A 22,959-nucleotide genomic window follows, 5' to 3' on the forward strand; every position below is an offset into this window, starting at 1 on the left:
ATATTCCAGCGGCTGTGTCCGCGTCCTTGCACGTCCGGTACAATATTACATACTACAAAGCTGGGGGCAAGCGCCGTTATTGGCCCGTTATTCGGCCTCCGGGCCCCACCAGCTCAACACGTGGGCGAAGTGCGTTGCGACCAGCTTCTCCAACTGTTCGCCATCGCCCTGTTCCATGAGATCGAGCATTTCGTGGTGCTCCCGGCCAGACTTGCTGAGCTCGGGAGTGTTCGTCATCTTGGCCAGGCGTACCATCCTGGTCTGCGAGCGCAACTCCCTGACCATCGACACCAGTCGAGAGTTTCCGTGCAGCGCAAGCAGGCCCAGGTGGAAATCCCGGTCAGCTTCGAGAAAGGCGGTCAGGTTGCCAGCATCCGCATGCTCGCTGATCCGATCCGCCATCCGACGCCACGTTGGCATGTCCTCCTCGGAGATGGTGCCGGCCAGGGAGGCCATGATGGGAGCCTCCAGCATTGTTCGCACCTCGAGAATCTCCTCGAAATCGCGCTTGCTGACCTCGGTGACTCGAAAGCCCTTGTTCGGCACCGAGCGCACGAAGCCGCGCTGCTCCAGATCGAGGACCGCCTCGCGAACCGGTGTGGCTGAGACACCGAACTCTGCGGCCAAGCCCGGGACCGACACCATGGTGCCCGGAGCGAGTTCGCCCGAGATGATGGCTGCGGACAACGACGCGCCGATCTGGTCGCGGAGGCTCGCGGACTTCTCCACTCTCTGGATGGATGAGACAGCCATAGTTCTCCTACCGGGGTGTGCCGAGCGCCAGAAACCATTGGCTCGCACTGTGCTTTATAGTATGTGCCATACTGCCGGGTCGGTGGTTAGCCGCGACCAATGGTGCGAGCGGCAGTGCGGATGCGTTCTGGCACCGTGACCGTCACGCCGCGCCCTCCGACACCGTGAAGACGGCTTCGAGGTCGTCTGCATTGACCTCGATGCCCAGCCCGGGCGCCGTTGGAGCCGATCCACGACCGCCGACGGACCGCGGGTTGTAACCGGCGACGTGCCCATCGGTCCAGTCGTTCATGAACGACGCGTTCTGGAAATTCTCCGGGCGCGTGCTCGCAGCCAGGTGGCTGACGGCGGCCGTGACGATGTCGCCGCCCCACGAGTCCTCGACCGAGATCATCATGTCGAGATCCTGCATGAGGTCGCGCATTCGTGCCGCCTGGGTGAGCCCTCCGACGCGGCTGATCTTGATGTTGATCGACACGGCGCCCGCAACGTTCTTGGCGTGGAACACGTCCTGCGGGGTGAGGATCGATTCGTCGAGAACGAGCGGCAGCGACGAGTGCCGCATTGCGAAGATTGAGTCTTCTGTGCTTCGGCACGGTTGTTCGATGAACACCGGCAGGTCGGCCATCTCCCGCACCGCGACCTGCGCTGCACGCAGGTTCCAGCCGCCGTTGGAGTCGGCGACAATCAGGGTGTCCCGATCGGCCACCTCGACCACGGCGCGCGTCCTTGCCGCATCCTCGTGCGGGTCGTTGCCCACTTTCAGCTGAAAACGGTGGATGCCGGCGGCCTGACGTTCCGAGACGAAGGCGGCCATGGCATCCGGAGCCCTCAGCGGGACCGCCTCATACAGCGGAAAGTCGTCCTGCAGCACACCGCCGAGGAGCACCGAGACGGGCAGGTCCGCTGCCTTGCCGAGCAGGTCCCAGCAGGCCACGTCGATGGCCGCCTTCGCATACCCGCCACCCAGCAGGGTGTCGTTCATCGTGCGCTGGACGGCGGACAGGTTGGTGGGATCCACACCGATCAGCCGGGGCGCGAGTGTGCGAAGAGCGGCGCGCACCTCGCGCCAATGCGTCGGCAGGTACAGGTCGCCGAGGGGTGTGACCTCGCCCCAGCCCTCTATCCCCTCATCGGTGCGCACCCGCACGAGCGTGCCGACCTCGGAGGTCGCCGCGCGGTTACCCGACATGACGTATTCCCCATGGGCATAGTGCAATTCGTAGCCGAAACAGTCGATGGCCGTGATCTTCATTAATCCCAAACCTTTCCTTGCCGGCCCGCCGCTGGCGGGGCCAGTCGTACGGGCATCGGGTACCATTCTAATATGTGGCATATTACTGATGCGATAGCGGCGACCGACTTTCACACCGCCGGGGAACCATTCCGAATCGTCACTGACGGGTTTCCCCAATTGGGCGGCAACACCGTCGCCGAGCGTCGCATCCTTGCTGCCTCCTCCCCCGAATTCGACGCCGCGCGGCAACTGCTCTGCCAGGAACCACGCGGCCACGCCGACATGTACGGCGGCTTCATCATGCCGCCAGACGACGAAGGCGCGGACTTCGGGGTGCTGTTCTGGCACAAGGACGGCTATTCGACCGCCTGCGGACACGGCACCATCGCGCTCGGGGTCTGGGCAGTGCAGACCGGTCGCGTCACGGCAGACCCCGACGGCGTCACTCCGGTGACCATCGATGTGCCGTCGGGTCGGGTGATCGCGTACGTGCACAGCAGCGGGGGCACCGTGACACACGTCGTCTTCGAGAACGTTGAGAGCTACGCCATCGTGCGCGACATTGAGGTGGCCACCTCCCGCGGCACGGTGAAGGCCGACCTCAGCTACAGCGGGGCCATCTACGCGTCTGTCGACGCAGCATCCGTCGGCCTGGCCGTCACCCCTGAGCACTACACCGACCTCATCGCCATCGGCCGCGAAGTGAAGTGGGCACTCAATGAGTCCGAGTGGGCGAAGCATCCGATTGACGACCGCCTCAGCGGGGTCTACGGCACCATCCTCTTCGACGACCTCGGAGACACCACCGACGGCCCCCACCAGCGCAACGTAACCGTCTTCGCCGACGGCGAAGTCGACCGCTCCCCTTGCGGATCAGGCACCGGGGCACGGCTCGCCCTCCTCGCCGACTCCGGGCGGATGCGCGAAGGCCTCACTCTCACCCATGACTCGATCGTCGACACCCGCTTCCTCGGACGCATCCGCGTCGCGGAGGGCGGCATCATCCCGGAGGTGGAAGGCATGGCCTACGCAACCGGAACCCACTCATTCACCCTCGATCAGGCCGACCCGGTCGGAACAGGATTCGTACTCAGATGAACACTCCCAACATTCCCTGGATCTCAGCGGAAGAGGTCTACTCCCGCGTCAGCTTCGCCGACGCCGTCGCCGCTTACCACCGCGACCTGCGTGCCGGAGTCGACCCCTCGAAGGACCTTCCGAAGCACATCGACAACACCACCAACGGCCAGGTGCTGCTCATGCCGACCCAGAACTCCGAGTTCCTCGGCGTCAAGGTGGTCACCGTAGCGCCGGCCAATCCGGACAAGGGCCTGGAGCGGATTCAGGGACACTACCTGCTGTTCGACACCGCGACACTCTCACCGGTTGCCATCATGGACGGCGTCGCGCTCACCACGCTCCGCACGCCTGCCGTGTCAGCGGCCGCTGCCGACCTGCTAGCCGCCGAGACCTGCGACCACCTGCTCATCTTCGGCTACGGCCCGCAGGCGTGGGGCCACGTTGAAGCGCTTCGCGCCATCCGCGACATCAAGCGCGTCACCTTGGTCGGTCGCAACCGCGAACGCGCCCAGGTGCTCGCCGACCAGATCACCGAAAGCGGGATACCCGCCACCGTCGGGTCAGCCGATGACGTGCGGGATGCCGACATCATCGTCGCCGCGACCACCGCCCGCGAGCCCCTGTTCGACGGCTCGCTGGTGCCCGACGACGCCTGTGTGATCGCCGTGGGAAGTCACGAACCGGATGCCCGCGAACTGGACACCCAACTTATCGTGCGGTCCCAGGTGATCGTCGAAGACCGGAAACACGTGATGATCGAGGGTGGCGACGTGATCATGCCGATCAACGAAGGAGCGATCACCATCGATCACGTGGCCTCCATCCGCGACCTCGTTGTCGGCGACGTTGCGGTCGACCGCAGCCGCCCGCGAGTGTTCAAGAGCTCTGGCATGCCGTGGGAAGACCTGGTGGTCGCAGCAGAGGTCTACCGGCGCGGCTAGAGCACCCCTCCGCGTTCGGCGACCGTGTCAATGAGCCTGCGCACGATGGTGGCATCCTGCCGGATGCCGTCGTGCTCGAACTCGTTGGTAATCCAGAGGCGGCTGTTGCCGAGCCCGCGCTCGGTCTCGAGCGAGTAGCCCAGGTCGACGTACATGTCGTCGAAGTAACCGATCGCTGCGACCGGAACCTCGTTCACAGCGAGCCGCTCAGGGTCGTACAGCGTCGTGTAGTCGTCGTACTCGGCCAGGGCGTTCGCTGCGGCGGCGAACGGGCGTAGCGAACGGATCTCCTCCATCATCCAGGGGAACATCATCTCTCCGGTGAACACCAACGGGCGGGCCGCTGGGCCGAATACCGGGAATTCGGCACGGATGCGATCCGCCGACCACCCGGTAGCGCCGTTGCCGTTCCCGTAGATGCTCTCCTGCAACACCACGAACAGCGGATTGTCGGCATAGCTGGTCTTCTGCATGACCTGCTCGAGGAAGGTATCGCTGAGCGCTCCGTCGACGATCGCCTCGTCGAACAGCCAGTGCATGCGCTCGAAGCCCGGCCCCATCCCGAAGTCGATACCCAGCGTTTGCAGGCGACGAACGGTCAGGAGATCACCATCCGGCAAACGGATGTCGTCGCCAGCGATGAGGTCGGCCACCCTTCCGATCACCTCGGCGTCGGCAGGGAAGCGCCGGTAGAACTCCGCGGTCTTCGCCGCCACCCGTGGATAGGTGTGGCGGTACACGTCGTCAGCCGACGGGTCGATGCTGGTGAGCCCTCCGGCCACATAGCATGCGTCCAGTGCTCCCGGATGCGCTGACAGGTACGCCAGCGTGATGAACCCGCCGTAACTCTGGCCGAGCGTCTGCCACTTCACTCCGCCGAAAATCGTGCGACGCAGGTGCTCCAGGTCGGCCACGATCGAATCGGCCCGGAAGCACAGCAGGTGGGCAACAGCATCCGCGGTGGACATCGCCGCAATCGCGGACCCCTGCACGCGAGAGCTGCGGCCGGTGCCACGCTGGTCGACCAGCACCACCCGGTGAGTCTTCACGGCATCCGCCAGCCACCCCTCCCCAGGCATTGGCCGCGGTGACTTGCCACCGGGCCCACCCTGCAGGAACACCAGGATCGGCAGTTGTTCGCGACGCCTGGACGGCTCGACAACTTCGCGAGCGAAGACCTCGATGGTGCGCCCGTCATGAGGCGCAGCCCAGTCGAGGGGCACAGTGACCGTGTGATCGGTGACGTGCATTCCGAGGATGGTGTATTCCACTTTCACGATGCCGTCCTACTCCGAGATTCCCAAGGCGCGTGGTGCGCAAAGGGGTTAGTACAGTGTGACATTTTACCGACTGCCTCGCCTCAGCTGAGCAGATGTCTGGCGGTTACTGCTACGCTAGGGCTACTTGTGAATCCATCGTTGGGTTCCCTGCGTCGTAGAACGCGTCTTCGCCCATTCGGGCCGATCATCTTTCTCACGGCGAACGGATGTGGCCATTGCCACCTTCGCCACTCTCACCGGATCTCGACAAGCCCGATCAGCGAGAACAAGCCTGATCAGCACTGTCGGCCGCCGGTAATGATGCCCGAAAGGCACCACCCCTTAATGTCTGAAACAACCTTCGGCGCGCTCGGCGTGCCCACCCCGCTGGTCAACGCCCTCACCGCGAGCGGCATCACCAGCGCCTTCCCCATCCAGGTCGACACCCTGCCGGACACCCTGGCCGGGCGCGACGTGCTCGGCCGCGGAAAGACCGGCTCGGGCAAGACCCTGGCCTTCTCCATCCCGATGGCTGCGCGCCTCGGCGGCAAGCTGGCCGGCGGCCAGCGTCGCTCCGGACGCCCGCTCGGACTGATCCTTGCCCCGACCCGTGAACTCGCGACCCAGATCGCCACTGCACTCGAGCCGCTGGCATCCGCCTACGGCCTGAAGAGCACCACCATCTTCGGTGGCGTCTCGCAGCAGCGCCAGGTTGCCGCCCTGAAGGCAGGCGTCGACATCGTCGTGGCCTGCCCCGGCCGGCTCGAAGACCTGATGAAGCAGGGCTTCGTCTCGCTCGATGCCGTCGAGATCACCGTGCTGGACGAGGCCGACCACATGGCCGACCTCGGCTTCCTGCCGGTCGTCACGCGCATCCTCGACAAGACGCCGACCAACGGCCAGCGCCTGCTGTTCAGCGCGACGCTGGACAATGGTGTCGACAAGATCGTGAAGCGTTTCCTCCACAACGAGGTGATGCACTCCGTCGATGACGAGAACTCGCACGTCTCCGACATGACCCACCACCTGTTCGAGATCGACAGTGTCGAAGCCAAGCGCCAGCTGGTCGAGAGCCTCGCCTCCGGAACCGGCCGCCGCATCCTGTTCATGCGCACCAAGCACCACGCCAAGAAACTGGCCAGGCAACTGACGGATGCCGGAATCCCGGCCGTCGACCTGCACGGCAACCTGTCCCAGCCGCAGCGTGACCGCAACCTGGCCGCGTTCTCCGCCGGTGACGCCAAGGTGCTGGTGGCCACGGATGTCGCAGCGCGCGGCGTGCACGTCGACAACATCGAACTGGTCATCCACGTCGACCCGCCGGCCGAGCACAAGGCGTACCTGCACCGCAGTGGCCGCACCGCCCGGGCCGGCAGCGCCGGCGACGTGGTCACCATCATGCTCCCAACCCAGAAGAAGGACACCCTGGCGCTGCTGCGCAAGGCCGCGATCGATGTGTCGCCGCAGCGCGTCACCGCGACATCGGATGCCGTGATCGCCCTGATCGGTCAGGTCGCCGCGTACGTCAAGCCTTCCCCGAAGGCCGCGACGCAGCACGGCGGAGGGCAGTCCACCGGCGCCAACGCCCAGCGCAAGCACGCCGCACGCGGCGCAGGCTCAGGCGCACCGCGCCGCGACCGTTCGGGGCGTCCGGCACGCGCCGGTTCTGGCTCCGGGGCAAGCGACTCGGCACGCGCCGGTGGCCGTGCCGGGCAGCCGCGCACGGGTGGCCGTTCGGCCTCCAGCGGTAACTCCTCGCGCAGCTACAGCACGTCGAGCTACAGCACTTCCAGCTCGACCGCGGCCCCGGCCGGCGGCGAGCGCCGCTCAGGGCGTCGCGCTCAGGGCTAGCCCCGACTCAGCAACAACGCCCGGACACCAGGTTCTCGACCTGGAGTCCGGGCGTTCTGCGTCGCATCAGCGCGTCCATCCATCCGACCCTCCACCCATCCGACCATCCCCGTCAACAGGATGAATTCGGGTGCGACCGGCGCGTCGGAGCCAGCGGAGCGGCGTGCCGCCGAAAGCATCCTGTTGACGGAGGAGCTGAGCTGGAGGCGGGGCACGGCCAGCGAGCTGCGGTCGGGATTGCCGAGCGAGGCTGGTTAGGGGAGCACGCCCACTGAGGCGAGTCCGGCGCGCAACAGGGCGCCGCGACCGCCCTCGAGTTCTTCGCTGACGGTGAAGCTGGCGGCCTCCGCGGGCGTCATCCAGGTGATCTCGAGCGCGTCCTGCCTGGGCTCGCAGGTGCCGGTGACCGGAACGACGAACACCAGCGAGACCGCGTGCTGACGATCATCCGTGAACTGGCTGATGCCGGGCATGGGGAAGTATTCGGCGACCTGGAACGGGACCGGGCTGGTCGGCAGCTGGGGGAAGGCCATCGGACCGAGGTCCTTCTCGAGGTGGCGGAACAGCGCCTCGCGCACGGTTTCGCCGTACATGACGCGGCCGGAGACCAGGGCGCGCGTCATCTCGCCGGTGACGGATGCCCTCAGCAACACGCCGACCTCCGTCACCTGGCCGAGGCCATCGATGCGAACCGGGACGGCCTCGACGTAGAGTATCGGCAGCCTCCTGCGGATCTCCAGCAGTTCGACGTCGGAAAGCCACGCCTTCTCGGGATCCGGGGTGCCTGTTGAGCTCATGCTCCATTGTTGCGCGAATATCACTGACACCGCGCACCCGACGAGTGTCACTGTCAGCGGGTTAGACGAAGATGGAGGGATGGGAGCCCCCCTCGAGAAGTTCTCGCCCGCGACTCGGGAGTGGTTCGCCGGTGCGTTCGCCGCGCCCACCGATGCCCAATCGCAGGCGTGGGACGCGATCGCCGGCGGGACCCACGCACTTGTCGTCGCCCCCACCGGATCGGGGAAGACGCTGGCGGCGTTCCTGTGGGCGATCGACCGGCTGGCGACAGTAACGCCATCGACCGCCGGTGCCGGGGAGCGAGCGCCAGGCACGCGCGTGCTCTACATCTCACCGCTGAAAGCACTCGGCGTCGACGTCGAACGCAACCTGCGGTCACCGCTGGTCGGGATCACCCAGACCTCCCGCAGACTCGGCGTGCACGCGCCAGACGTGACGGTCGGCGTGCGTTCGGGAGACACCAGCTCAGCCGACCGGCGGATGCTGCAGCGTCGCCCGCCAGACATCCTGATCACCACCCCGGAGTCCCTGTACCTGATGCTCACCTCCTCAGCCAGGGAGACGCTGAAGTCAGTGGACACGGTCATCGTCGACGAGGTGCACGCCGTCGCCTCGACCAAGCGGGGCGCCCACCTGGCGCTGTCCCTGGAGCGCCTGGACGCCCTGCTCGAAAGGCCGGCACAGCGGATCGGGCTCTCGGCGACCGTTCGCCCGCTGGAAGAGGTGGCACGCTTCCTCGGAGGACGGGCACCGGTCACCGTCGTCGCCCCGCCGGCGTCGAAGAAGTTCGACCTGCGCGTGGTGGTTCCGGTGGAAGACATGACCGAGCTGGGTACGGCGCCGGTGCGTGAAGGCTCGGCGGCGGGGAACACCCCGACCCAGGGTTCGATCTGGCCACACGTCGAGGAGCAGATCGTCGACCGCATCCTGGAGCACCGCTCCACCATCGTGTTCGCCAACTCCCGGCGGCTGGCGGAACGGCTGACGGCCCGGTTGAACGAGATTTGGGCCGAACGAACTACGCCGGTGGAGGTTTCGACGAGCTCAACCAGCGCAGATGCCAGCTCAACCAGCGCAAGCGCGAGCCCACCGGCGGCGATCATGGGGCAGTCGGGCGCCACCGCTGGGGCGGAGCCGCTGCTCGCGCGGGCGCACCATGGGTCGGTGTCGAAAGACCAGCGGGCGATGATCGAGGACGACCTCAAGTCCGGGCGGTTGCGCTGCGTCGTCGCCACCAGCTCGCTGGAGCTCGGCATCGACATGGGGGCGGTCGACCTGGTGATTCAGGTGGAGTCCCCGCCATCCGTCGCCAGCGGGCTGCAACGCGTGGGTCGCGCCGGCCACCAGGTGGGGGAGGTCTCGCGCGGCATCCTGTTCCCGAAGCACCGGGCAGACCTGCTGCATTCGGCCGTGACCTCCGAGCGGATGACCGCCGGCCTCATCGAGGAACTCTACGTACCGCAGAACCCCCTCGATGTGCTCGCCCAGCAGACCGTCGCCGCCGTCGCCCTCGACCAGCTCGACGTGGAGGAGTGGTTCGACACCGTGCGGCGCAGCGCGCCGTTCGCCACCCTTCCGCGGAGTGCCTACGACGCCACCCTCGACCTGTTGAGTGGCCTCTACCCGTCTGACGAATTCGCGGAACTGCGCCCGCGGATCGTCTGGGACCGGGTGAAGGGCACCATCACGGGGCGGCCGGGGGCGCAGCGGTTGGCAGTGACCTCGGGCGGCACCATCCCGGACCGGGGGATGTTCGGGGTGTTCATGGTCGGCTCCAGTCCGTCGACAACGGTCGAGGGTGCTGCCGTCAGCCCTTCGACGAGCTCAGGGACCGGAGCCGGCGGCGGCCGGGTCGGCGAACTCGACGAGGAGATGGTCTACGAGTCCAGGGTGGGAGACGTCTTCGCCCTGGGCGCGACCAGCTGGCGCATTGAAGACATCACGCACGACCGGGTGCTGGTCAGTCCGGCGTTCGGGCAACCCGGTCGCGTCCCGTTCTGGAAGGGTGACGGCATCGGCCGCCCGGCAGAACTCGGCCGCGCCATCGGCGGGTTCACCCGGGAGCTGGCATCCGGTGCAGAGGGAGCAACGCGCGACCGCCTGCAGGCTGTCGGCCTCGACGAACTGGCGATCAACAACCTGCTGGCGTTCGTCGCCGAGCAGAAAGCGGCGACCGGGCACGTGCCAACCGACCGGACGCTGGTGGTCGAGCGCTTCCGGGATGAGCTCGGCGACTGGCGGGTGATCCTGCACTCCCCGTACGGCATGCAGGTGCACGCACCGTGGGCACTCGCGGTGGGATCGCGCATCCGTGAGCGCTACGGGATGGACGGCGCCGCGATCGCGAGCGACGACGGCGTGATCCTGCGCATCCCGGACACCGACGCCGAGCCGCCCAGCGCCGAGCTCTTCCTCTTCGACCCCGAGGAACTGCGCGATCTCGTCACGGCCGAGGTCGGCGGGTCAGCACTCTTCGCCTCACGCTTCCGCGAGTGCGCTGCCCGGGCGCTCCTTCTTCCTCGGTACAACCCGGGCAGGCGCTCACCGCTCTGGCAGCAACGCCAGCGAGCATCCCAACTGCTCTCGGTCGCGGCGAAGTATCCGAGCTTCCCGATCGTCCTCGAGACGGTGCGGGAAGTGCTGCAGGATGTCTACGACCTGCCCGCCCTGACGGTGCTGGCCGGCGAGGTGGCGAGCCGTCGCATCCGCATCGTCGAGACGGAAACGGAGCAGGCGTCACCGTTCGCCCGCTCGCTCCTGTTCGGATATGTCGCTGCGTTCATGTATGAGGGCGATTCCCCACTGGCTGAGCGTCGGGCGGCCGCGCTGTCGCTCGACTCGACGCTGCTGGCGGAGTTGCTCGGCCGTGCCGAGCTGCGGGAACTGCTTGACGCCGACGTCATCGCGAAGACCGAGCGGGAGCTGCAGCGCCTCGACCCGGACCGCAAGCTCAAGGGTGCAGAGGGCATCGTGGACCTGCTTCGCATGCTGGGACCGCTGTCAGCGGAGGAGGTTGCGGAGCGGCTGGAACTCCCTGCAGCGGCAGCGACCTCTGAGGTCAGCCAGACCCTTCTGGAAGAGCTGGAGCGGGACGGCCGCGTGCTGCGGGCCACCATCGCGGGACAGCCTCGGTGGGCGGTCATCGAAGACGCCAGCCGCCTGCGCGATGCGCTGGGCACACCACTTCCCATCGGCGTTCCGAGCGCATTCATCCAGCCGGTCGACGACCCGGTCGGCGACCTGGTGGCGCGTTTCGCCCGCACCCACGGACCCTTCACGGTTCTGGCCGTCGCCGAGCGGCTCGGGCTCGGCACCGCGGTCGTGGCCGACACGCTGCGCCGGCTCGAACAGCAGCGTCGCGTGGTCGAGGGGGAGTTCCGGCCGGGAAGCTCCGGCAGTGAGTGGTGTGACGTTGAGGTGCTGCGCCGGTTGCGGAGTCGCTCGCTGGCGGCGCTCCGCCATCAGGTCGAACCGGTCGATGCACCGACTCTCGGGCGGTTCCTGGCCTCGTGGCAGCACGTGGCTGAACCACTGCGCGGCATTGACGGGCTGGTGCAGGTGATCGACCAGTTGGCTGGCGTGGCGCTGCCGGCATCCACCTGGGAGTCCATCGTGTTGCCCTCCAGGCTCCGCGACTACTCGCCGGTGATGCTCGACGAACTGACCGCGACCGGCGAGGTGCTCTGGTCCGGTTCCGGAGCACTGCCCGGAAGTGACGGCTGGGTGAGCCTGCACCTGGCGGATGGCGCGAGCGTGACATTGGCAAGTAGCGAGACGCCGAACGCAGACGCAGAGGACGAAGTAGACGACCTGCAACGGGCGGTGCTCGACGCGCTGTCCAATGGTGGTGCCTTCTTCTTCCGCCAGCTGTCGGCTGCCCTCGGCAGCACCGACGACAAAGCCCTCGCCACCGCCCTCTGGAGCCTGGTCTGGGCTGGCCGCGTCACCGGCGACACCTTCGCGCCGTTGCGAGCGCAACTGGGCGGCCCGGCACGCCCGAGCACCCGCCGAGTGCGTGCCTATCGCGGCAAGCGCGTCACGCTGCCCGCGCAGTCCGGGCCGCCGAACGTGGCCGGCCGCTGGTCGCTACTGCCAGCCGGGGAGAGCGACCCGACGATCCGGGCGGTGGCCACCGCCGAGAACCTTCTCGAACGGCACGGCGTCGTCACCCGCGGAGCGGTCACCAGCGAGGGCGTGATCGGCGGTTTCAGCTCCGTCTACAAGGTGCTGAGCGGGTTCGAGGAGACCGGCCGCGCCCGGCGCGGGTACTTCGTCGAGGGACTCGGTGCGGCCCAATTCGCGACCGGTGCCACCGTCGACCGGTTGCGTTCGTTCACGGTGGAAGCGGATGCGAGGCCACAGCTGCAGGCGTTCACGCTCGCCGCCACAGACCCGGCCAACCCGTACGGCGCCGCCCTTCCCTGGCCGAAGACCGACGGCACGCACCGGCCGGGCCGCAAGGCTGGAGCGCTCGTGGTTCTGGTCGACGGGGCACTCGTGCTCTACGTCGAACGCGGCGGCAAGTCGACGCTCACGTTCACCGATGACGACACCACGCTGGCCGTCGCCGCCGAAAGCCTGGCCGCGAGCATCCGCCGCAGCGTCGGCCGGGTCCGAGTGGAGAAAGTGGATGGCGCGTTCGTGATCGGCACGCCCCTCGGCGCCGCCCTCACCGCTGCCGGGTTCAGTACGACTCCGCAGGGGCTGAGGCTGCGTGCCTGATCGCGCAGCCAGACCGAGCATAGGATCTGGGTGATGAGAAGATTCGCCGGAAGGCTGCTGGTTGTTGCCGCGATAGCGATCGCGGCGTCGTGGGCTTTCGTCTCCGCCCTTCCGGCCGGAGGTGGCGGCGCAGCACCGCCGGTCGGTGCAGCGCCTGCCCCAGCGACTGCGGTTGGTCCGGCGACTGCGATCACTGCACCGGACTCCGCCGTCAGCATGGTCGTCACCCACGTTCACGACGGGGACACCCTCTTTCTCGCCGACGCGACAGGCGCCGAACTCAAGGTGCGGCTCATCGGCGTGGACACCCCGGAGTTGCAGCCGACAGCCGAATGCTACGCAGTCGAAGCTCGCAACTACCTGCAGAGCCTGGCCCCGGATGGCAGCACTCTCCGGGTGGCGGCCGATGCAGAAGCACTGGACCAATACGGCCGCCACCTCTTCTACCTGTGGACAGAGTCCGGCGACTTCCTCAACCTGAGGTTGGTGGCGGACGGCTACGGCACTGCCCTGAGGATCGAACCCAATTCGGCCTATTGGAGCCACCTGGTCGACGCAGAGCGGTCGGCACAGCAAGGCGGAGCCGGAATGTGGTCGGGGTGCTGAGCGCCCGTGCCTGAAGGCGACACCGTTTATCTGGCCGCCACCAACCTGAACGCGACGCTGGCCGGTCAGGTGCTGACCGGATGCGACATCCGGGTTCCCGCGTACGCGACCGTCGACCTGACCGGGGAGACAATCCACGACGTGGTGTCCCGCGGCAAGCACCTGCTCATGCATATCGGGGATGCCACCGTGCACAGCCACCTGAAGATGGAGGGCTCCTGGCACCTGTACCGCCCGGGCACGAAGTGGAAGCGGCCCGCCTACCAGGCGCGGGCCGTGCTCAGCACCGAGCAGTGGGTCGCCGTTGGCTTTGACCTGGCCGAAGTTGCGGTGGTGGCGCGGAAAGACGAGGAGTCCATCGTCGGCTACCTCGGCCCGGACCCGCTGAGCGACGACTGGGACGAGGCCGAAGCCTTGAGGCGGATGCTCGCGGAGCCCGATCGACCGGTCGGCCTCGCCCTTCTCGACCAGCGGGTCATCGCCGGGCTCGGGAATGTCTACCGCAACGAGCTGTGCTTCCTGCGCGGGGTGCTGCCGACCCGACCAGTCGGCAAGGTCGCAGAACCGGAGAAGCTGGTGGAGCTCGGCCAGCGGCTCATCCACGCCAATCGCAACCGCGCAAACCGAACCACCACCGGCAGGCTGCGCGGCGAGACCGCGTGGGTGCACGACCGCGAGGGGAAGCCGTGCTTCCGCTGCGGGACGCCGATCCAGCGTGGCGCGCTGGGCGAGAACGAACTGCAGGAACGCAACACTTTCTACTGCGAGGTGTGCCAGATCTGACGCCGGTGTCAGTTGCTGTTCAGCGATGCAGCCACTGAGTCCTGGCCCGGTACGACGCCTCTGCGTTCAGCACGGTCGACCCACCAGGTGTGTACGCTCACGACAATCGAGATAGCGATCACGATGCCCGCGATCGCATAGGCAACCGCCTTGACTCCGGGGATGGATGCGGCAAAGTATCCGATCACCGTGAGACCGACGCCCCACAGAAGCGCGCCCACGACATTGCTACTGAGGAACTTGTAGTAGTTCATCCGCCCAACCCCGGCGATCACCGGTACCACCGCACGCCCCCAGGGAACGAAGCGGGCGATGACAACCGACCACCACCCGTACTTGCGGTAAAACAACTCGGCGGCGGCGATCGCTTTGAGCGAGTAACGCCCTCCGTGACGATCGAGGTAGCCGCGCCCGTAGCGCGCGCCCAGCATGAAACCAACCTGGTCGCCGAGGATCGCCGCTATCCCGACGCCGATGGCCAGGACGGCAATGTTCAGGCTGTCCGTCGCTGCCACCACAATGCCGGATGCGAACAATAGGGTGTCGCCGGTGATGAACGGGATGAAGAGGCCCAGCATCAGTGCGGTTCCGGCGAAGACCAACAACCAGACGGCCAGATAGAAGACGACTGGTCCGGCGCTCAGCAGCACGTTGCCGAGGTCATCGCCGAGGGATGAGGCATGCATAGGTTAGGCAATCCTAACCTACGACGACGACGGTGGTCGAGCACGAGTTCGGCGACACTCTCCTCCTACTGGCACGAACAAGCGTTCGCGTTGCCCGAGTGTTAAGGTTCCCTAGAAGGACTAGTGCAAGCGCGTAATTCCCTGAACTCGAAAGGGCACATTCTCCGCAATGAGCTACACCAAGTCAGCGCTCCTCGACGAAAAAGGTTTCGTCATCCTGGACCAGTACGACCAGTCCCAGGACCCGAGAGAGTGGCTCGACCTCGAGTACGTCGATTGGAAGTCGTCCGGTGTCACGCGGTTCGCGCCGCTCGCATCCGCCAAGGGCGAGATCGAGGTGAACGGTTTCTGGAACCACACTCCGCCGCGCTCGGACAAGGACGGCGTATGGATCGAGTCGCAGGTGGCCAGAGCGCCGAACCTTGCCAGGCGCGCCCAGGAGCCGGGAGCGAGCGTAGGCCGCTGCCGGGTCATCGAGCTGCAGCCGAACGAGTACGCGGGCGCGCTGTACAACCTGCACCAGGACGACAACAACCGCCTCAACCCGGACGGAACCGGCTGGATCGTCCGCGGATTCTTCAACCTCTCGGATGATGCCGAATCGTTCATGACGCTGCGCGAAGACCGCTTCGACCCGAGCACCGAAATCCGCATTCCGCTCCCCGCCGGCTCACAGATCATCGTCGACACCCAGCGCTTATGGCACGCCGTGTGGCACAAGGGACCTGAGCCCCGGTACAGCCTGATCACCTCGTGGGAATCCGGTCCGCAGCTCGACGCCTACATCGAGAAGCACAATGGACACAACGACCACGTGAACCCGCACCTCGACCAGAAAGTCATCGACGACGCGCAGGATGAAGTGCAGCGGCGTCTCTCCGAGCGCGCGGCAGCGCTGGCCGACCAGGGCAAGGAAGACACCGGACCGGAGAAGTCCGAAGCGTAGTCGCGCGCGCGTTACAGGAACCGTCCCGGGTCTCACACCCTGGGGCGGTTCTTCTTTTGTGCCTAAGGATTTGCTACAGTTGCTACGGAGGTCCTAAGCCATGGCGAGAACTATTGCGCATCGCGAATTGCGCAACAACAGCAGCGCGATCCTTCGGGACGTCCAAGCCGGCGAAACCATCACGATCACGAACCACGGTGAACCCGTCGCGGTGCTCTCTCCCGTCACGGATCAGCCGATGCCGAACGTTCGCGTCAGACGGGCGACGATCAAAGGCCGGTTCTCCGAGATCGAAAGCCGTACGAGCAAGCTATCCAGCGCGGAGATTCTCGAAGAACTTCGCGCAGAACGATGATCTGTTACCTCGATACCTCTGCTGCTTCGAAGCTCCTCTTGCGAGAGGCCGAGACTGACGCGCTGAAAGCCCAATTGGATGAGCTGCATGTCGGCGGTCTTCTCGTCATGGGCAGTTCGCTGCTCGAAACCGAGCTGCGAAGGACAGCCACGCGGGCAAGAGAACCCCAGTCGCTCGTGACCGAAATCCTCGATCGTCTCGAGATGTTCGAGTTGGATCAATCCGTGTTCCGCGCCGCCGGACTACTTCCTGGAGAACACCTCCGCAGCCTCGACGCTCTCCACATCGCCGCCGCCCTCAGGGTGGGAGCCGACGTGATGATCAGCTACGACCAGCGGCAGATCGATGCCGCGAGAGACGTAGGACTGAACACGCTGTCACCGGAATAGGCCGACCGGTTAGAGGGCGAGCGCGTAGGCCAGGATGCGCTCGGCGGCCGGGCGGGCACGCTCGGCATCGGCGGGGACCAGGCCGAGGCGGGTGCGACGGTCGAGCAGGTCGTCGACGGATGCCGCGCCTTCGGCCAGCACCCCGAACAGCAGTTCCTCGCCGGTGACCGTGCACCCCTCGACTAGCGGCCCGGCGCACTCCGGATGTTCACGGCCGAGCCGTTCGACCTCGGCAGCCTCTGAGCCGTACCGGCGCACCAGCCGCGCAGACTCCGCGTCGGCAGAACGGCCGGCACCGACCAGCGGCAGCGTGCGAGTCATGCACCGGCCAGCCGGCGGCAGCCGGCGCACCGCCGCGTCGACCGCGTCTTCCGCCATCCGACGGTAGGTGGTGAGCTTCCCGCCGACGATGGTGATCGGCCGCCCAGGCTTGTCCAGCACCAGGTGGCGGCGAGACACATCCGCACCGGTGCCGTGCGTGCTGACCAGGGGGCGGAGTCCGGAGTAGGAGCCGACGACATCCGCCAACGTCAACGGCTGCTCCATGCCTGTCCCCACGATATTCAGGAGGAACCGGATGTCATCGGCCGGCGCGACGCCCGCCCGGCCATCCGCGTCGCGGTCCTCTACATCGGTCAGCCCGATGTAGCAGAGACCGTCGGGCTGCGGCAGTACGAACACGAATTTGCCGAAGCGGCCGGGCACCGGCACGGTGTACGCCGCCGTCGGGTTGCCGAGACGCTGCGATCGCACGATCAGGTGGCTTCCTCGGCTCGGCGAGATGCGCAGTGCCGGTTCCAGGTCGGCAGCCCAGACGCCGGTGGCGTTGATGACGACGCCGGCGTTCAGGGTCAACTCGGTTCGGGTGCGGCGGTCGGTGCCGGTCACGGTGGTGGCGGATGCTGCGGTCACCTGGAAGTCACGGATCACCTGCGCGCCGAGCGACGCCGCCGTTCGAGCGACGCCGAGCACCAGCCGCGCGTCGTCTTCCAATTGGCCGTCCCAATAGAGAGTGCCGCCACGAACGGTGTCCGCCGGGATGGCGGGAACCAGCGCGTGGAGCATCCGCGAGCTCACCCTTCGTGGCCGGGGGAGGATGCGTCCAGGCAGCCGGGTCGCGCGACGCATGCCGTCGGCGAGCATGGTTCCGATGGTGGACAGCAGGTATTCCAGGTGTTGTCCGCTGCGCAGGTCGGGGATGACGAATGGAATCGGCTTGACCAGGTGGGGCGCGATCGTGGTCATCAACCTGGCGCGCTCGACGGCGGACTCCCAAGCGAGCGGCACGTCACCGGTCGCCAGGTACCGCAGGCCGCCGTGCACCAGCTTGGAGCTGAACCGGCTGGTGCCACTGGCCAGATCGTGCGATTCGAGAAGGGCAACGCTGAGCCCGCGGCTGGCAGCGTCGAGGGCGACCCCGGCACCGGTTATCCCCCCACCGACGACGATCACGTCGACGGCGTGCTCACCCAGGTGGGAGAGCGACGTCGCCCGCGTCGAGTCGTTGATCCACGAGCCGGGCGAGCCGGGCATCCGTCTACTCCTCCGCCGCCAGGTAGGCATTCAGGAGGGTGCGGAGCTCGGCGAAGCAGGCCTCGAGTTCGCCGCGGGCGGCCAGGATCTTGGAGGAGAGCCCGAAGCCCTGGAGCGTGACCAGCAGTGCGGTCGCCAGCGCAGGGCGTGCCTGGATCGTGCCATCCGCTTCGCCCTCGGCGAGGAAAGCGCGGATCGCGTCGAGCACGATGGCCTGGCTGCTGCCGAAACGGTCGGTCACGTAGGGCACCAGCAGCTCCGGGTCGCGATCGCCGATCGAGCGGATGAGCGGTGAAAGCGCGAAGATGCGCACGCTCTCGACCGCGAAGTCCACCAATCGTTCCCGCGCCGTCAACGCGGTGGCATCCGACTTCGCACGGGCGGTGCCGACGGCGAACTCGCGGGTGAGGGTGCGCAGCACTGCTTCATCGACGCTGCCCATCGCACGGTAGAACGTCATCCGCGAGATTCCGGCGCCCTCCGCGATGTCATTCGCGGTGGTGCGGCGAACGCCGTGACGGATGACAGCTTCGCGCACCGCATCCAGGATGAGGTCGTCGCGGGAGTGCTTGGTACCGTTTGTGTTGGTACTGTGTGACGGCATGTGTAACACTGTAACGCATGGCTGCCGACATCACCGAGTCGATCTCGCACTCCGTCTGGAACGCCTGGGGTGACCCGACCCACGCCCATCCACTGGGCGAGAACGCCCTGGCCTACCTCCAATCGGAACTGAGCCTCGAATCGACCGCGCCGACGCACCAGCCGGTCGAACTCAGCGACGTGCACCCCGCCCCGAGCAGCCTTCCCGAAACGGCGATCCACGCCCTGGGCGCCATAGTCGGAGACGCGAACGTCGCCACCGACGACGTCACCCGCATCGTGCACGCCGGCGGCAAGAGCACCACCGACCTCCTGCGTCGCCGCAGCGGCGACGTTGCGGGAGCTCCGGATGCCGTCGTCTTCCCGGGCGGCAACGAAGAAGTCGCCGAGATCCTGGCCTTCTGTGCAATCGAGCGCATCGCCGTCGTCCCGTTCGGCGGCGGCACCAGCGTGGTCGGCGGGGTTGAACCGCTTCGCGGACCGTTCGCATCCGTCATCATCCTCGACCTCGGCCGGCTGAACCGCTTGCTGTCCCTGGACACCGAGTCACGAACGGCGACCTTCCAGGCTGGCATCCGCGGCCCGGCCATCGAGGCCGCCCTCGCCCAGCACGGGTTCACGCTCGGGCACCTGCCGCAGAGCCACCAGCAGGCCACGCTCGGCGGATACGCGGCGACCCGGTCGGCCGGGCAATCGTCGACCGGCTACGGGCGCAGCGACGAACTGGTCACCGCGATCCGGGCCGAGACACCGAGCGGCACCCTGAACCTGGGTGGACATGCGCCGGCGGATGCGACCGGACCACATCTCACCCAGTTGCTGCTCGGCAGCGAAGGCGTGCTCGGCGTCATCACCGAGGTCACGGTCCGGGTCGTCCCGCGGCCGGCCGAGAAGTCGTACGGCGCCTGGGCCTTCCCGAGTTTCGAGGCCGGAGCGGCCGCATTGCGAGCGCTGATCCAGGACACCCCGAGCGGCGACCTGCCGGCCGTGGTGCGCCTGAGCGATGTAGCCGAGACCGCGGCGAACTTCGAGGTCGCCGGGGGGCGTACCGTCGCGCTGCTGCGTCGGTACCTGGCCGCCCGCGGACTGCAGCATCCGGCCCTCGCCCTGTTCGTCTGGGAGGGAGCACGCGGCCAGACTGCCGGGCGCAAGCGCCGGTGCGCACGAGTGTTCCGGGCGCACGGCGGCGTCTACGTCACGGCGAAGCCGGCATCCTCCTGGGACGACGGCCGCTTCCTGGCTCCCTACCGTCGCGACGAACTGCTCACCCGCGGCGTCTTCGTGGAGACCCTGGAGACCGCAGCATCCTGGTCCCGGCTGGCGGAAACCCACGCCGCGGTGCATGACGCCCTGACCAGCGCGCTCGGTTCCCGTTGCCACCTCCAGACGCACGTGTCCCACGTCTACCCGGGCGGCGCCTCCCTGTACTACACCGTGCTGGCGCCGCTTGAGGGCGACGGCCTCGAACAATATCGGCGGATGAAGACGGCCGCATCCGAGGCGATCGTGCGCTCTGGCGCGACCATCAGCCACCACCACGCCGTCGGAATCGACCATGCGCCGTACCTGGCAGCCGAGATCGGCGAACTCGGCCTCGCCGTGCTGGCGGCCGTCAAACGTACCCTCGACCCGGTGGGCATCATGAACCCCGGCAAATTGATCGGCCAGACGAAAGCAGGAACCGATGACTGAGAAGCTGACCAGCGTTGCCGGAATGTCGGTGCTCATCACCGGCGCCGCCATGGGTATGGGGCGCATCTACGCCAACAAGGCGGTCGCCGAAGGCGCCGCGCGCGTGGTGCTGTGGGACATCGATGAGGCGCTGCTGAACCAGGCGAAGGCAGACCTGTCTTCTCAGTCGACGGATGTCACGGTGCAGGTGGTCGACGTGTCCAGCCTCGAGGCGGTGCGGGCAGCGGCATCCGAAGTCCTCGCCGGCGGTCCGATCGATGTGCTCATCAACAACGCCGGCATCGTGCGTGGCAAGTACTTCTGGGAGCACGACCAGGAACGGGATATCGCCGCGACGATGAGCATCAACGCGCTCGCACCGATGCATGTGACCCGCGAGTTCCTGCCGGCCATGATGGCCAGCCGCAGCCAGTGCCGGATCGTGACCATCGCATCCGCCGCCGGCCTGGTGTCCGACCCCGGGATGAGCATCTACGCGGCGTCCAAGTGGGCGGCCATCGGCTTCAGCGACTCGCTGCGACTGGAACTCACCAGAACCGGCCACGACCACGTCGGCGTCACGACGGTGTGCCCGACGTTCATCAGCACAGGCATGTTCGCGGGTGCGAAACCGCCGGTGCTGACCCGGCTGATGACGCCCGAGTACGTCACCGACCGCACCTGGAATGCGATGCTCGTCGGCAAGGCGCAATTGCTGCTGCCGTGGACCGTGCACCTCAGCAAGGTGCTGAAGGGCATCCTGCCGTTGCCCGCCTGGGACTTTCTCGCCGGAAACGTGTTCGGCGTCTACTCGACCATGAAGGACTTCATCGGCCGTAAGTAACACCAGCGAGCCACCGATAGGGTCGACTCATGCCTGAGATTGTCATTGTGCCGAGCCGCGAAGACGCCGGAAAACTGGTCGCCGACGCCATCCTCGACCTGGTCTCCCAGAAGCCGGATGCCGTACTTGGACTCGCCACCGGGTCCACGCCGCTGCCGGTGTACGAAGCGCTGGCGACGCGGGTCGCTGCGGAGAACGTCGACCTGGCCGGGGTACGCGGATTCGCGCTCGACGAGTACGTCGGCCTGCCGGAGGAACACCCGGAGTGCTACCGCTCGGTGGTCAGGCGGGAGGTCGTCGAACGGCTCGGTCTGACGCCGGCGCTGGTGCGGGTGCCGTCGGGAGACCCTGAGCACATGCAGACGGCAGGTGCCGAATACGAGCAGGCCATCATCGACGCGGGCGGTATCGACCTGCAGATCCTCGGCATCGGGACGATCGGCCACATCGGGTTCAACGAGCCCGGCTCGTCGCTCGCCTCGCTCACCCGCGTGAAGACCCTCGCCATGCAGACCAGGCAGGACAACGCCCGATTCTTCGACTCGCTCGATGACGTGCCGACGCATGCGATCACCCAGGGCCTGGGCACCATCCTGCGGGCGCGCCACCTGGTGCTGCTCGCGTTCGGTGAGGCCAAGGCCGCGGCCATCGCCGCTGGGATCGAAGGTCCGGTCTCCTCCACCCACCCGTCATCGGTTATCCAGTTGCACCCTCGCGCCACCGTGGTGCTCGACGAAGCCGCGGCAAGCCGGCTGCAGAACACCGACTATTACCGCTACGCCTGGGAGAACAAGCCGTCCTGGCAGGGCGTCTAGCGACACCCTGTTGGCACCAGCCCTCTCGGCGTACCCTAGCGCCAGGAGGTGACTGCGATGAAAGCACAAGCAGGCGACCGGATCACGATTCGGGGCAGGACTGTGGACGCTCCGGACCGGCACGGTGAGGTCATCGAGACGCGTGGCGCAGACGGCGATCCACCCTTCGTCGTGAAGTTCGACGACGGACACGAGAGCATCGTGTTCCCCGGTGGCGACGTCGTCGTCGAGCACGAGGCGTGACGGCGAGACCCGCTCACTAGACTGCAGCGCATGGCGGGCAATACGGCAGAACCGGGAGCAACTGTCATCGCCCGCACCGCAAAACTGCTCGCCGCCTTCGATGGTGAGCATCCGCGCCTGACCTTGAGCGAGGCATCCGCCCGCTCCGGACTGTCGATGACGACGACGCACCGGATGCTCGGCGAGCTGGTCGAGGCGAAACTGCTGTCACGGGGCTCCGACCACCGGTATTCGATCGGGCGTGCCCTGTGGGAACTGGGCGAGGTCTCCCCGCTGAGCCTCAACCTGCGGGAGACCGCTTTGCCCTACCTGCTGACGCTGTATGAGGCCACGGCGGAGAACGTGCACCTCGCAATCCTGGACGGCGTGGAGGCGCTCTACGTCGCGCGGCTGGTCGGTCCCCGATCCGTCCCCACCATCAGCAGAATGGGCGGCCGGCTTCCCCTGCACACAACCGGGGTCGGCAAGGCGCTTCTCGCCTGGCAGGACGAGGACTTCCTGGCTGCGTACTTCGCTCGCGAGTTGGAGCGCCCAACCAAGTTCTCCATCACTTCGGAGCCACGACTTCGGGCCCAACTCGCGGAGGTTCGCCACAGCGGATTCAGCCAGACGCACCAGGAGATGACGCTCGGCAACACCTCGCTGGCGGTCCCGGTGATGGGTCGTGGCGGTGCGCCGCTGGCTGCGGTCGGGCTGGTCACCCACACGATGAGGGCAGATGCCCTGAGGCTGGTTCCCGTGTTGCAGAAGGCCGCCGCAGGAATGTCGGCGAGCCTGCTCGAGCTGATGGATCGGGAAGGAACCGACTCGCTGGCCTAGTTCCGCTGAGCGGAAATCTTCCATT

Annotated in this window: 21 protein-coding genes; 14 read left to right on the forward strand and 7 right to left on the reverse strand. The window is 67.0% G+C overall.

From position 1 onward, the window contains the following. Positions 1-87 precede the first annotated feature (87 nt). Both ACX3PH_RS01565 and ACX3PH_RS01570 read right to left on the reverse strand, forming a co-directional pair. Complete coding sequence (locus tag ACX3PH_RS01565) at positions 88-753, reverse strand: GntR family transcriptional regulator (protein ID WP_459088678.1); 666 nt, start codon at positions 751-753, stop codon at positions 88-90. A 142-nt stretch (positions 754-895) separates the two neighbouring features. Then, positions 896-2,008, reverse strand: a complete 1,113-nt coding sequence (locus tag ACX3PH_RS01570; RefSeq protein WP_459088680.1) for a mandelate racemase/muconate lactonizing enzyme family protein — start codon at positions 2,006-2,008, stop codon at positions 896-898. A 72-nt stretch (positions 2,009-2,080) separates the two neighbouring features. On the opposite strand from ACX3PH_RS01570, the gene ACX3PH_RS01575 reads away from it, so the two are divergent. Next, positions 2,081-3,088 (forward strand): proline racemase family protein, encoded by a 1,008-nt coding sequence (locus ACX3PH_RS01575; protein WP_459088682.1) that lies wholly within the window; start codon positions 2,081-2,083, stop codon positions 3,086-3,088. Continuing rightward, entirely contained in the window at positions 3,085-4,011 is a 927-nt protein-coding gene (locus ACX3PH_RS01580) for an ornithine cyclodeaminase family protein (RefSeq protein ID WP_459088684.1), read from the forward strand. Before ACX3PH_RS01575 ends, ACX3PH_RS01580 begins: the two co-directional genes overlap by 4 nt. On the opposite strand, the gene ACX3PH_RS01585 is transcribed toward ACX3PH_RS01580, so the two are convergent. Further along, positions 4,008-5,288 (reverse strand): alpha/beta fold hydrolase, encoded by a 1,281-nt coding sequence (locus ACX3PH_RS01585; protein WP_459088686.1) that lies wholly within the window; start codon positions 5,286-5,288, stop codon positions 4,008-4,010. The two genes, ACX3PH_RS01580 and ACX3PH_RS01585, sit on opposite strands and share 4 nt — an antisense overlap. A 327-nt stretch (positions 5,289-5,615) precedes the next feature. On the opposite strand from ACX3PH_RS01585, the gene ACX3PH_RS01590 reads away from it, so the two are divergent. Then, positions 5,616-7,121, forward strand: a complete 1,506-nt coding sequence (locus ACX3PH_RS01590; RefSeq protein ID WP_459088688.1) for a DEAD/DEAH box helicase — start codon at positions 5,616-5,618, stop codon at positions 7,119-7,121. 254 nt (positions 7,122-7,375) lie between these two features. Here the strand turns inward: ACX3PH_RS01590 and ACX3PH_RS01595 are convergent, their stop codons facing one another. Continuing rightward, positions 7,376-7,918 carry an NUDIX hydrolase family protein gene (locus ACX3PH_RS01595; RefSeq protein WP_459088690.1) on the reverse strand — a complete coding sequence of 181 codons (543 nt, stop codon included), beginning with the start codon at positions 7,916-7,918 and terminating at the stop codon, positions 7,376-7,378. A 79-nt stretch (positions 7,919-7,997) separates the two neighbouring features. On the opposite strand from ACX3PH_RS01595, the gene ACX3PH_RS01600 reads away from it, so the two are divergent. From ACX3PH_RS01600 to ACX3PH_RS01610, 3 genes are read left to right on the forward strand one after another with little or no spacing between them, the layout of a single operon-like run. Continuing rightward, positions 7,998-12,641, forward strand: a complete 4,644-nt coding sequence (locus tag ACX3PH_RS01600; RefSeq protein ID WP_459088692.1) for an ATP-dependent helicase — start codon at positions 7,998-8,000, stop codon at positions 12,639-12,641. A gap of 33 nt (positions 12,642-12,674) precedes the next feature. Continuing rightward, positions 12,675-13,247, forward strand: a complete 573-nt coding sequence (locus ACX3PH_RS01605; protein ID WP_459088694.1) for a thermonuclease family protein — start codon at positions 12,675-12,677, stop codon at positions 13,245-13,247. A gap of 6 nt (positions 13,248-13,253) precedes the next feature. Continuing rightward, positions 13,254-14,030: an Fpg/Nei family DNA glycosylase gene (locus ACX3PH_RS01610; RefSeq protein ID WP_459088696.1), complete on the forward strand. Its 777-nt coding sequence runs from the start codon at positions 13,254-13,256 to the stop codon at positions 14,028-14,030. Between the two features lie 8 nt (positions 14,031-14,038). On the opposite strand, the gene ACX3PH_RS01615 is transcribed toward ACX3PH_RS01610, so the two are convergent. Continuing rightward, complete coding sequence (locus ACX3PH_RS01615) at positions 14,039-14,716, reverse strand: DedA family protein (protein ID WP_459088698.1); 678 nt, start codon at positions 14,714-14,716, stop codon at positions 14,039-14,041. Between the two features lie 169 nt (positions 14,717-14,885). Here ACX3PH_RS01615 and ACX3PH_RS01620 point away from each other — a divergent pair, with 169 nt between their 5' ends. The 3 genes from ACX3PH_RS01620 (at position 14,886) to ACX3PH_RS01630 (ending at position 16,406) form a co-directional block, all read left to right on the forward strand. Next, on the forward strand, positions 14,886-15,662 hold the full coding sequence (locus ACX3PH_RS01620) for a hypothetical protein (RefSeq protein WP_459088700.1): 777 nt from the start codon (positions 14,886-14,888) through the stop codon (positions 15,660-15,662). A 100-nt stretch (positions 15,663-15,762) separates the two neighbouring features. Next, a complete protein-coding gene (locus ACX3PH_RS01625) occupies positions 15,763-16,017 on the forward strand; it encodes a type II toxin-antitoxin system Phd/YefM family antitoxin (RefSeq protein ID WP_459088702.1) in 255 nt (84 codons plus the stop codon). Then, positions 16,014-16,406 carry a type II toxin-antitoxin system VapC family toxin gene (locus ACX3PH_RS01630; protein WP_459088704.1) on the forward strand — a complete coding sequence of 131 codons (393 nt, stop codon included), beginning with the start codon at positions 16,014-16,016 and terminating at the stop codon, positions 16,404-16,406. Before ACX3PH_RS01625 ends, ACX3PH_RS01630 begins: the two co-directional genes overlap by 4 nt. A gap of 9 nt (positions 16,407-16,415) precedes the next feature. Here ACX3PH_RS01630 and ACX3PH_RS01635 read toward each other — a convergent pair whose 3' ends face one another. Together ACX3PH_RS01635 and ACX3PH_RS01640 are read right to left on the reverse strand one after the other, a co-directional pair. Further along, positions 16,416-17,939, reverse strand: a complete 1,524-nt coding sequence (locus ACX3PH_RS01635) for a glycerol-3-phosphate dehydrogenase/oxidase (protein WP_459088706.1) — start codon at positions 17,937-17,939, stop codon at positions 16,416-16,418. Positions 17,940-17,943: 4 nt separating this feature from the next. After that, a complete protein-coding gene (locus ACX3PH_RS01640) occupies positions 17,944-18,543 on the reverse strand; it encodes a TetR/AcrR family transcriptional regulator (protein WP_459088708.1) in 600 nt (199 codons plus the stop codon). A 17-nt stretch (positions 18,544-18,560) separates the two neighbouring features. Here ACX3PH_RS01640 and ACX3PH_RS01645 point away from each other — a divergent pair, with 17 nt between their 5' ends. From ACX3PH_RS01645 to ACX3PH_RS01665, 5 genes are read left to right on the forward strand one after another with little or no spacing between them, the layout of a single operon-like run. Beyond that, complete coding sequence (locus tag ACX3PH_RS01645; RefSeq protein WP_459088710.1) at positions 18,561-20,234, forward strand: FAD-binding oxidoreductase; 1,674 nt, start codon at positions 18,561-18,563, stop codon at positions 20,232-20,234. Next, positions 20,227-21,057 (forward strand): SDR family NAD(P)-dependent oxidoreductase, encoded by an 831-nt coding sequence (locus ACX3PH_RS01650; protein ID WP_459088712.1) that lies wholly within the window; start codon positions 20,227-20,229, stop codon positions 21,055-21,057. Before ACX3PH_RS01645 ends, ACX3PH_RS01650 begins: the two co-directional genes overlap by 8 nt. A 29-nt stretch (positions 21,058-21,086) precedes the next feature. Continuing rightward, positions 21,087-21,872, forward strand: a complete 786-nt coding sequence (locus tag ACX3PH_RS01655; protein ID WP_459088714.1) for a glucosamine-6-phosphate deaminase — start codon at positions 21,087-21,089, stop codon at positions 21,870-21,872. Positions 21,873-21,929: 57 nt separating this feature from the next. Further along, positions 21,930-22,115: a DUF1918 domain-containing protein gene (locus ACX3PH_RS01660; protein ID WP_459088716.1), complete on the forward strand. Its 186-nt coding sequence runs from the start codon at positions 21,930-21,932 to the stop codon at positions 22,113-22,115. Between the two features lie 30 nt (positions 22,116-22,145). Continuing rightward, complete coding sequence (locus tag ACX3PH_RS01665) at positions 22,146-22,934, forward strand: IclR family transcriptional regulator (protein WP_459088718.1); 789 nt, start codon at positions 22,146-22,148, stop codon at positions 22,932-22,934. Positions 22,935-22,959 lie beyond the last annotated feature (25 nt).

The sequence above is a fragment of the Homoserinimonas sp. A520 genome (assembly GCF_054489245.1).

Excerpts from the sequence above, each read along its gene's own strand:
- ACX3PH_RS01665 (WP_459088718.1), top strand. The coding sequence starts at position 22,146 with ATGGCGGGCAATACGGCAGAACCGGGAGCAACTGTCATCGCCCGCACC.
- ACX3PH_RS01635 (WP_459088706.1), bottom strand. The coding sequence starts at position 17,939 with ATGCCCGGCTCGCCCGGCTCGTGGATCAACGACTCGACGCGGGCGACG.
- ACX3PH_RS01645 (WP_459088710.1), top strand. The coding sequence starts at position 18,561 with ATGGCTGCCGACATCACCGAGTCGATCTCGCACTCCGTCTGGAACGCC.
- ACX3PH_RS01575 (WP_459088682.1), top strand. The coding sequence starts at position 2,081 with ATGTGGCATATTACTGATGCGATAGCGGCGACCGACTTTCACACCGCC.
- ACX3PH_RS01600 (WP_459088692.1), top strand. The coding sequence starts at position 7,998 with ATGGGAGCCCCCCTCGAGAAGTTCTCGCCCGCGACTCGGGAGTGGTTC.
- ACX3PH_RS01565 (WP_459088678.1), bottom strand. The coding sequence starts at position 753 with ATGGCTGTCTCATCCATCCAGAGAGTGGAGAAGTCCGCGAGCCTCCGC.
- ACX3PH_RS01640 (WP_459088708.1), bottom strand. The coding sequence starts at position 18,543 with ATGCCGTCACACAGTACCAACACAAACGGTACCAAGCACTCCCGCGAC.
- ACX3PH_RS01590 (WP_459088688.1), top strand. The coding sequence starts at position 5,616 with ATGTCTGAAACAACCTTCGGCGCGCTCGGCGTGCCCACCCCGCTGGTC.
- ACX3PH_RS01620 (WP_459088700.1), top strand. The coding sequence starts at position 14,886 with ATGAGCTACACCAAGTCAGCGCTCCTCGACGAAAAAGGTTTCGTCATC.
- ACX3PH_RS01615 (WP_459088698.1), bottom strand. The coding sequence starts at position 14,716 with ATGCATGCCTCATCCCTCGGCGATGACCTCGGCAACGTGCTGCTGAGC.
- ACX3PH_RS01595 (WP_459088690.1), bottom strand. The coding sequence starts at position 7,918 with ATGAGCTCAACAGGCACCCCGGATCCCGAGAAGGCGTGGCTTTCCGAC.
- ACX3PH_RS01580 (WP_459088684.1), top strand. The coding sequence starts at position 3,085 with ATGAACACTCCCAACATTCCCTGGATCTCAGCGGAAGAGGTCTACTCC.
- ACX3PH_RS01655 (WP_459088714.1), top strand. The coding sequence starts at position 21,087 with ATGCCTGAGATTGTCATTGTGCCGAGCCGCGAAGACGCCGGAAAACTG.
- ACX3PH_RS01570 (WP_459088680.1), bottom strand. The coding sequence starts at position 2,008 with ATGAAGATCACGGCCATCGACTGTTTCGGCTACGAATTGCACTATGCC.
- ACX3PH_RS01650 (WP_459088712.1), top strand. The coding sequence starts at position 20,227 with ATGACTGAGAAGCTGACCAGCGTTGCCGGAATGTCGGTGCTCATCACC.
- ACX3PH_RS01625 (WP_459088702.1), top strand. The coding sequence starts at position 15,763 with ATGGCGAGAACTATTGCGCATCGCGAATTGCGCAACAACAGCAGCGCG.
- ACX3PH_RS01605 (WP_459088694.1), top strand. The coding sequence starts at position 12,675 with ATGAGAAGATTCGCCGGAAGGCTGCTGGTTGTTGCCGCGATAGCGATC.
- ACX3PH_RS01630 (WP_459088704.1), top strand. The coding sequence starts at position 16,014 with ATGATCTGTTACCTCGATACCTCTGCTGCTTCGAAGCTCCTCTTGCGA.
- ACX3PH_RS01660 (WP_459088716.1), top strand. The coding sequence starts at position 21,930 with ATGAAAGCACAAGCAGGCGACCGGATCACGATTCGGGGCAGGACTGTG.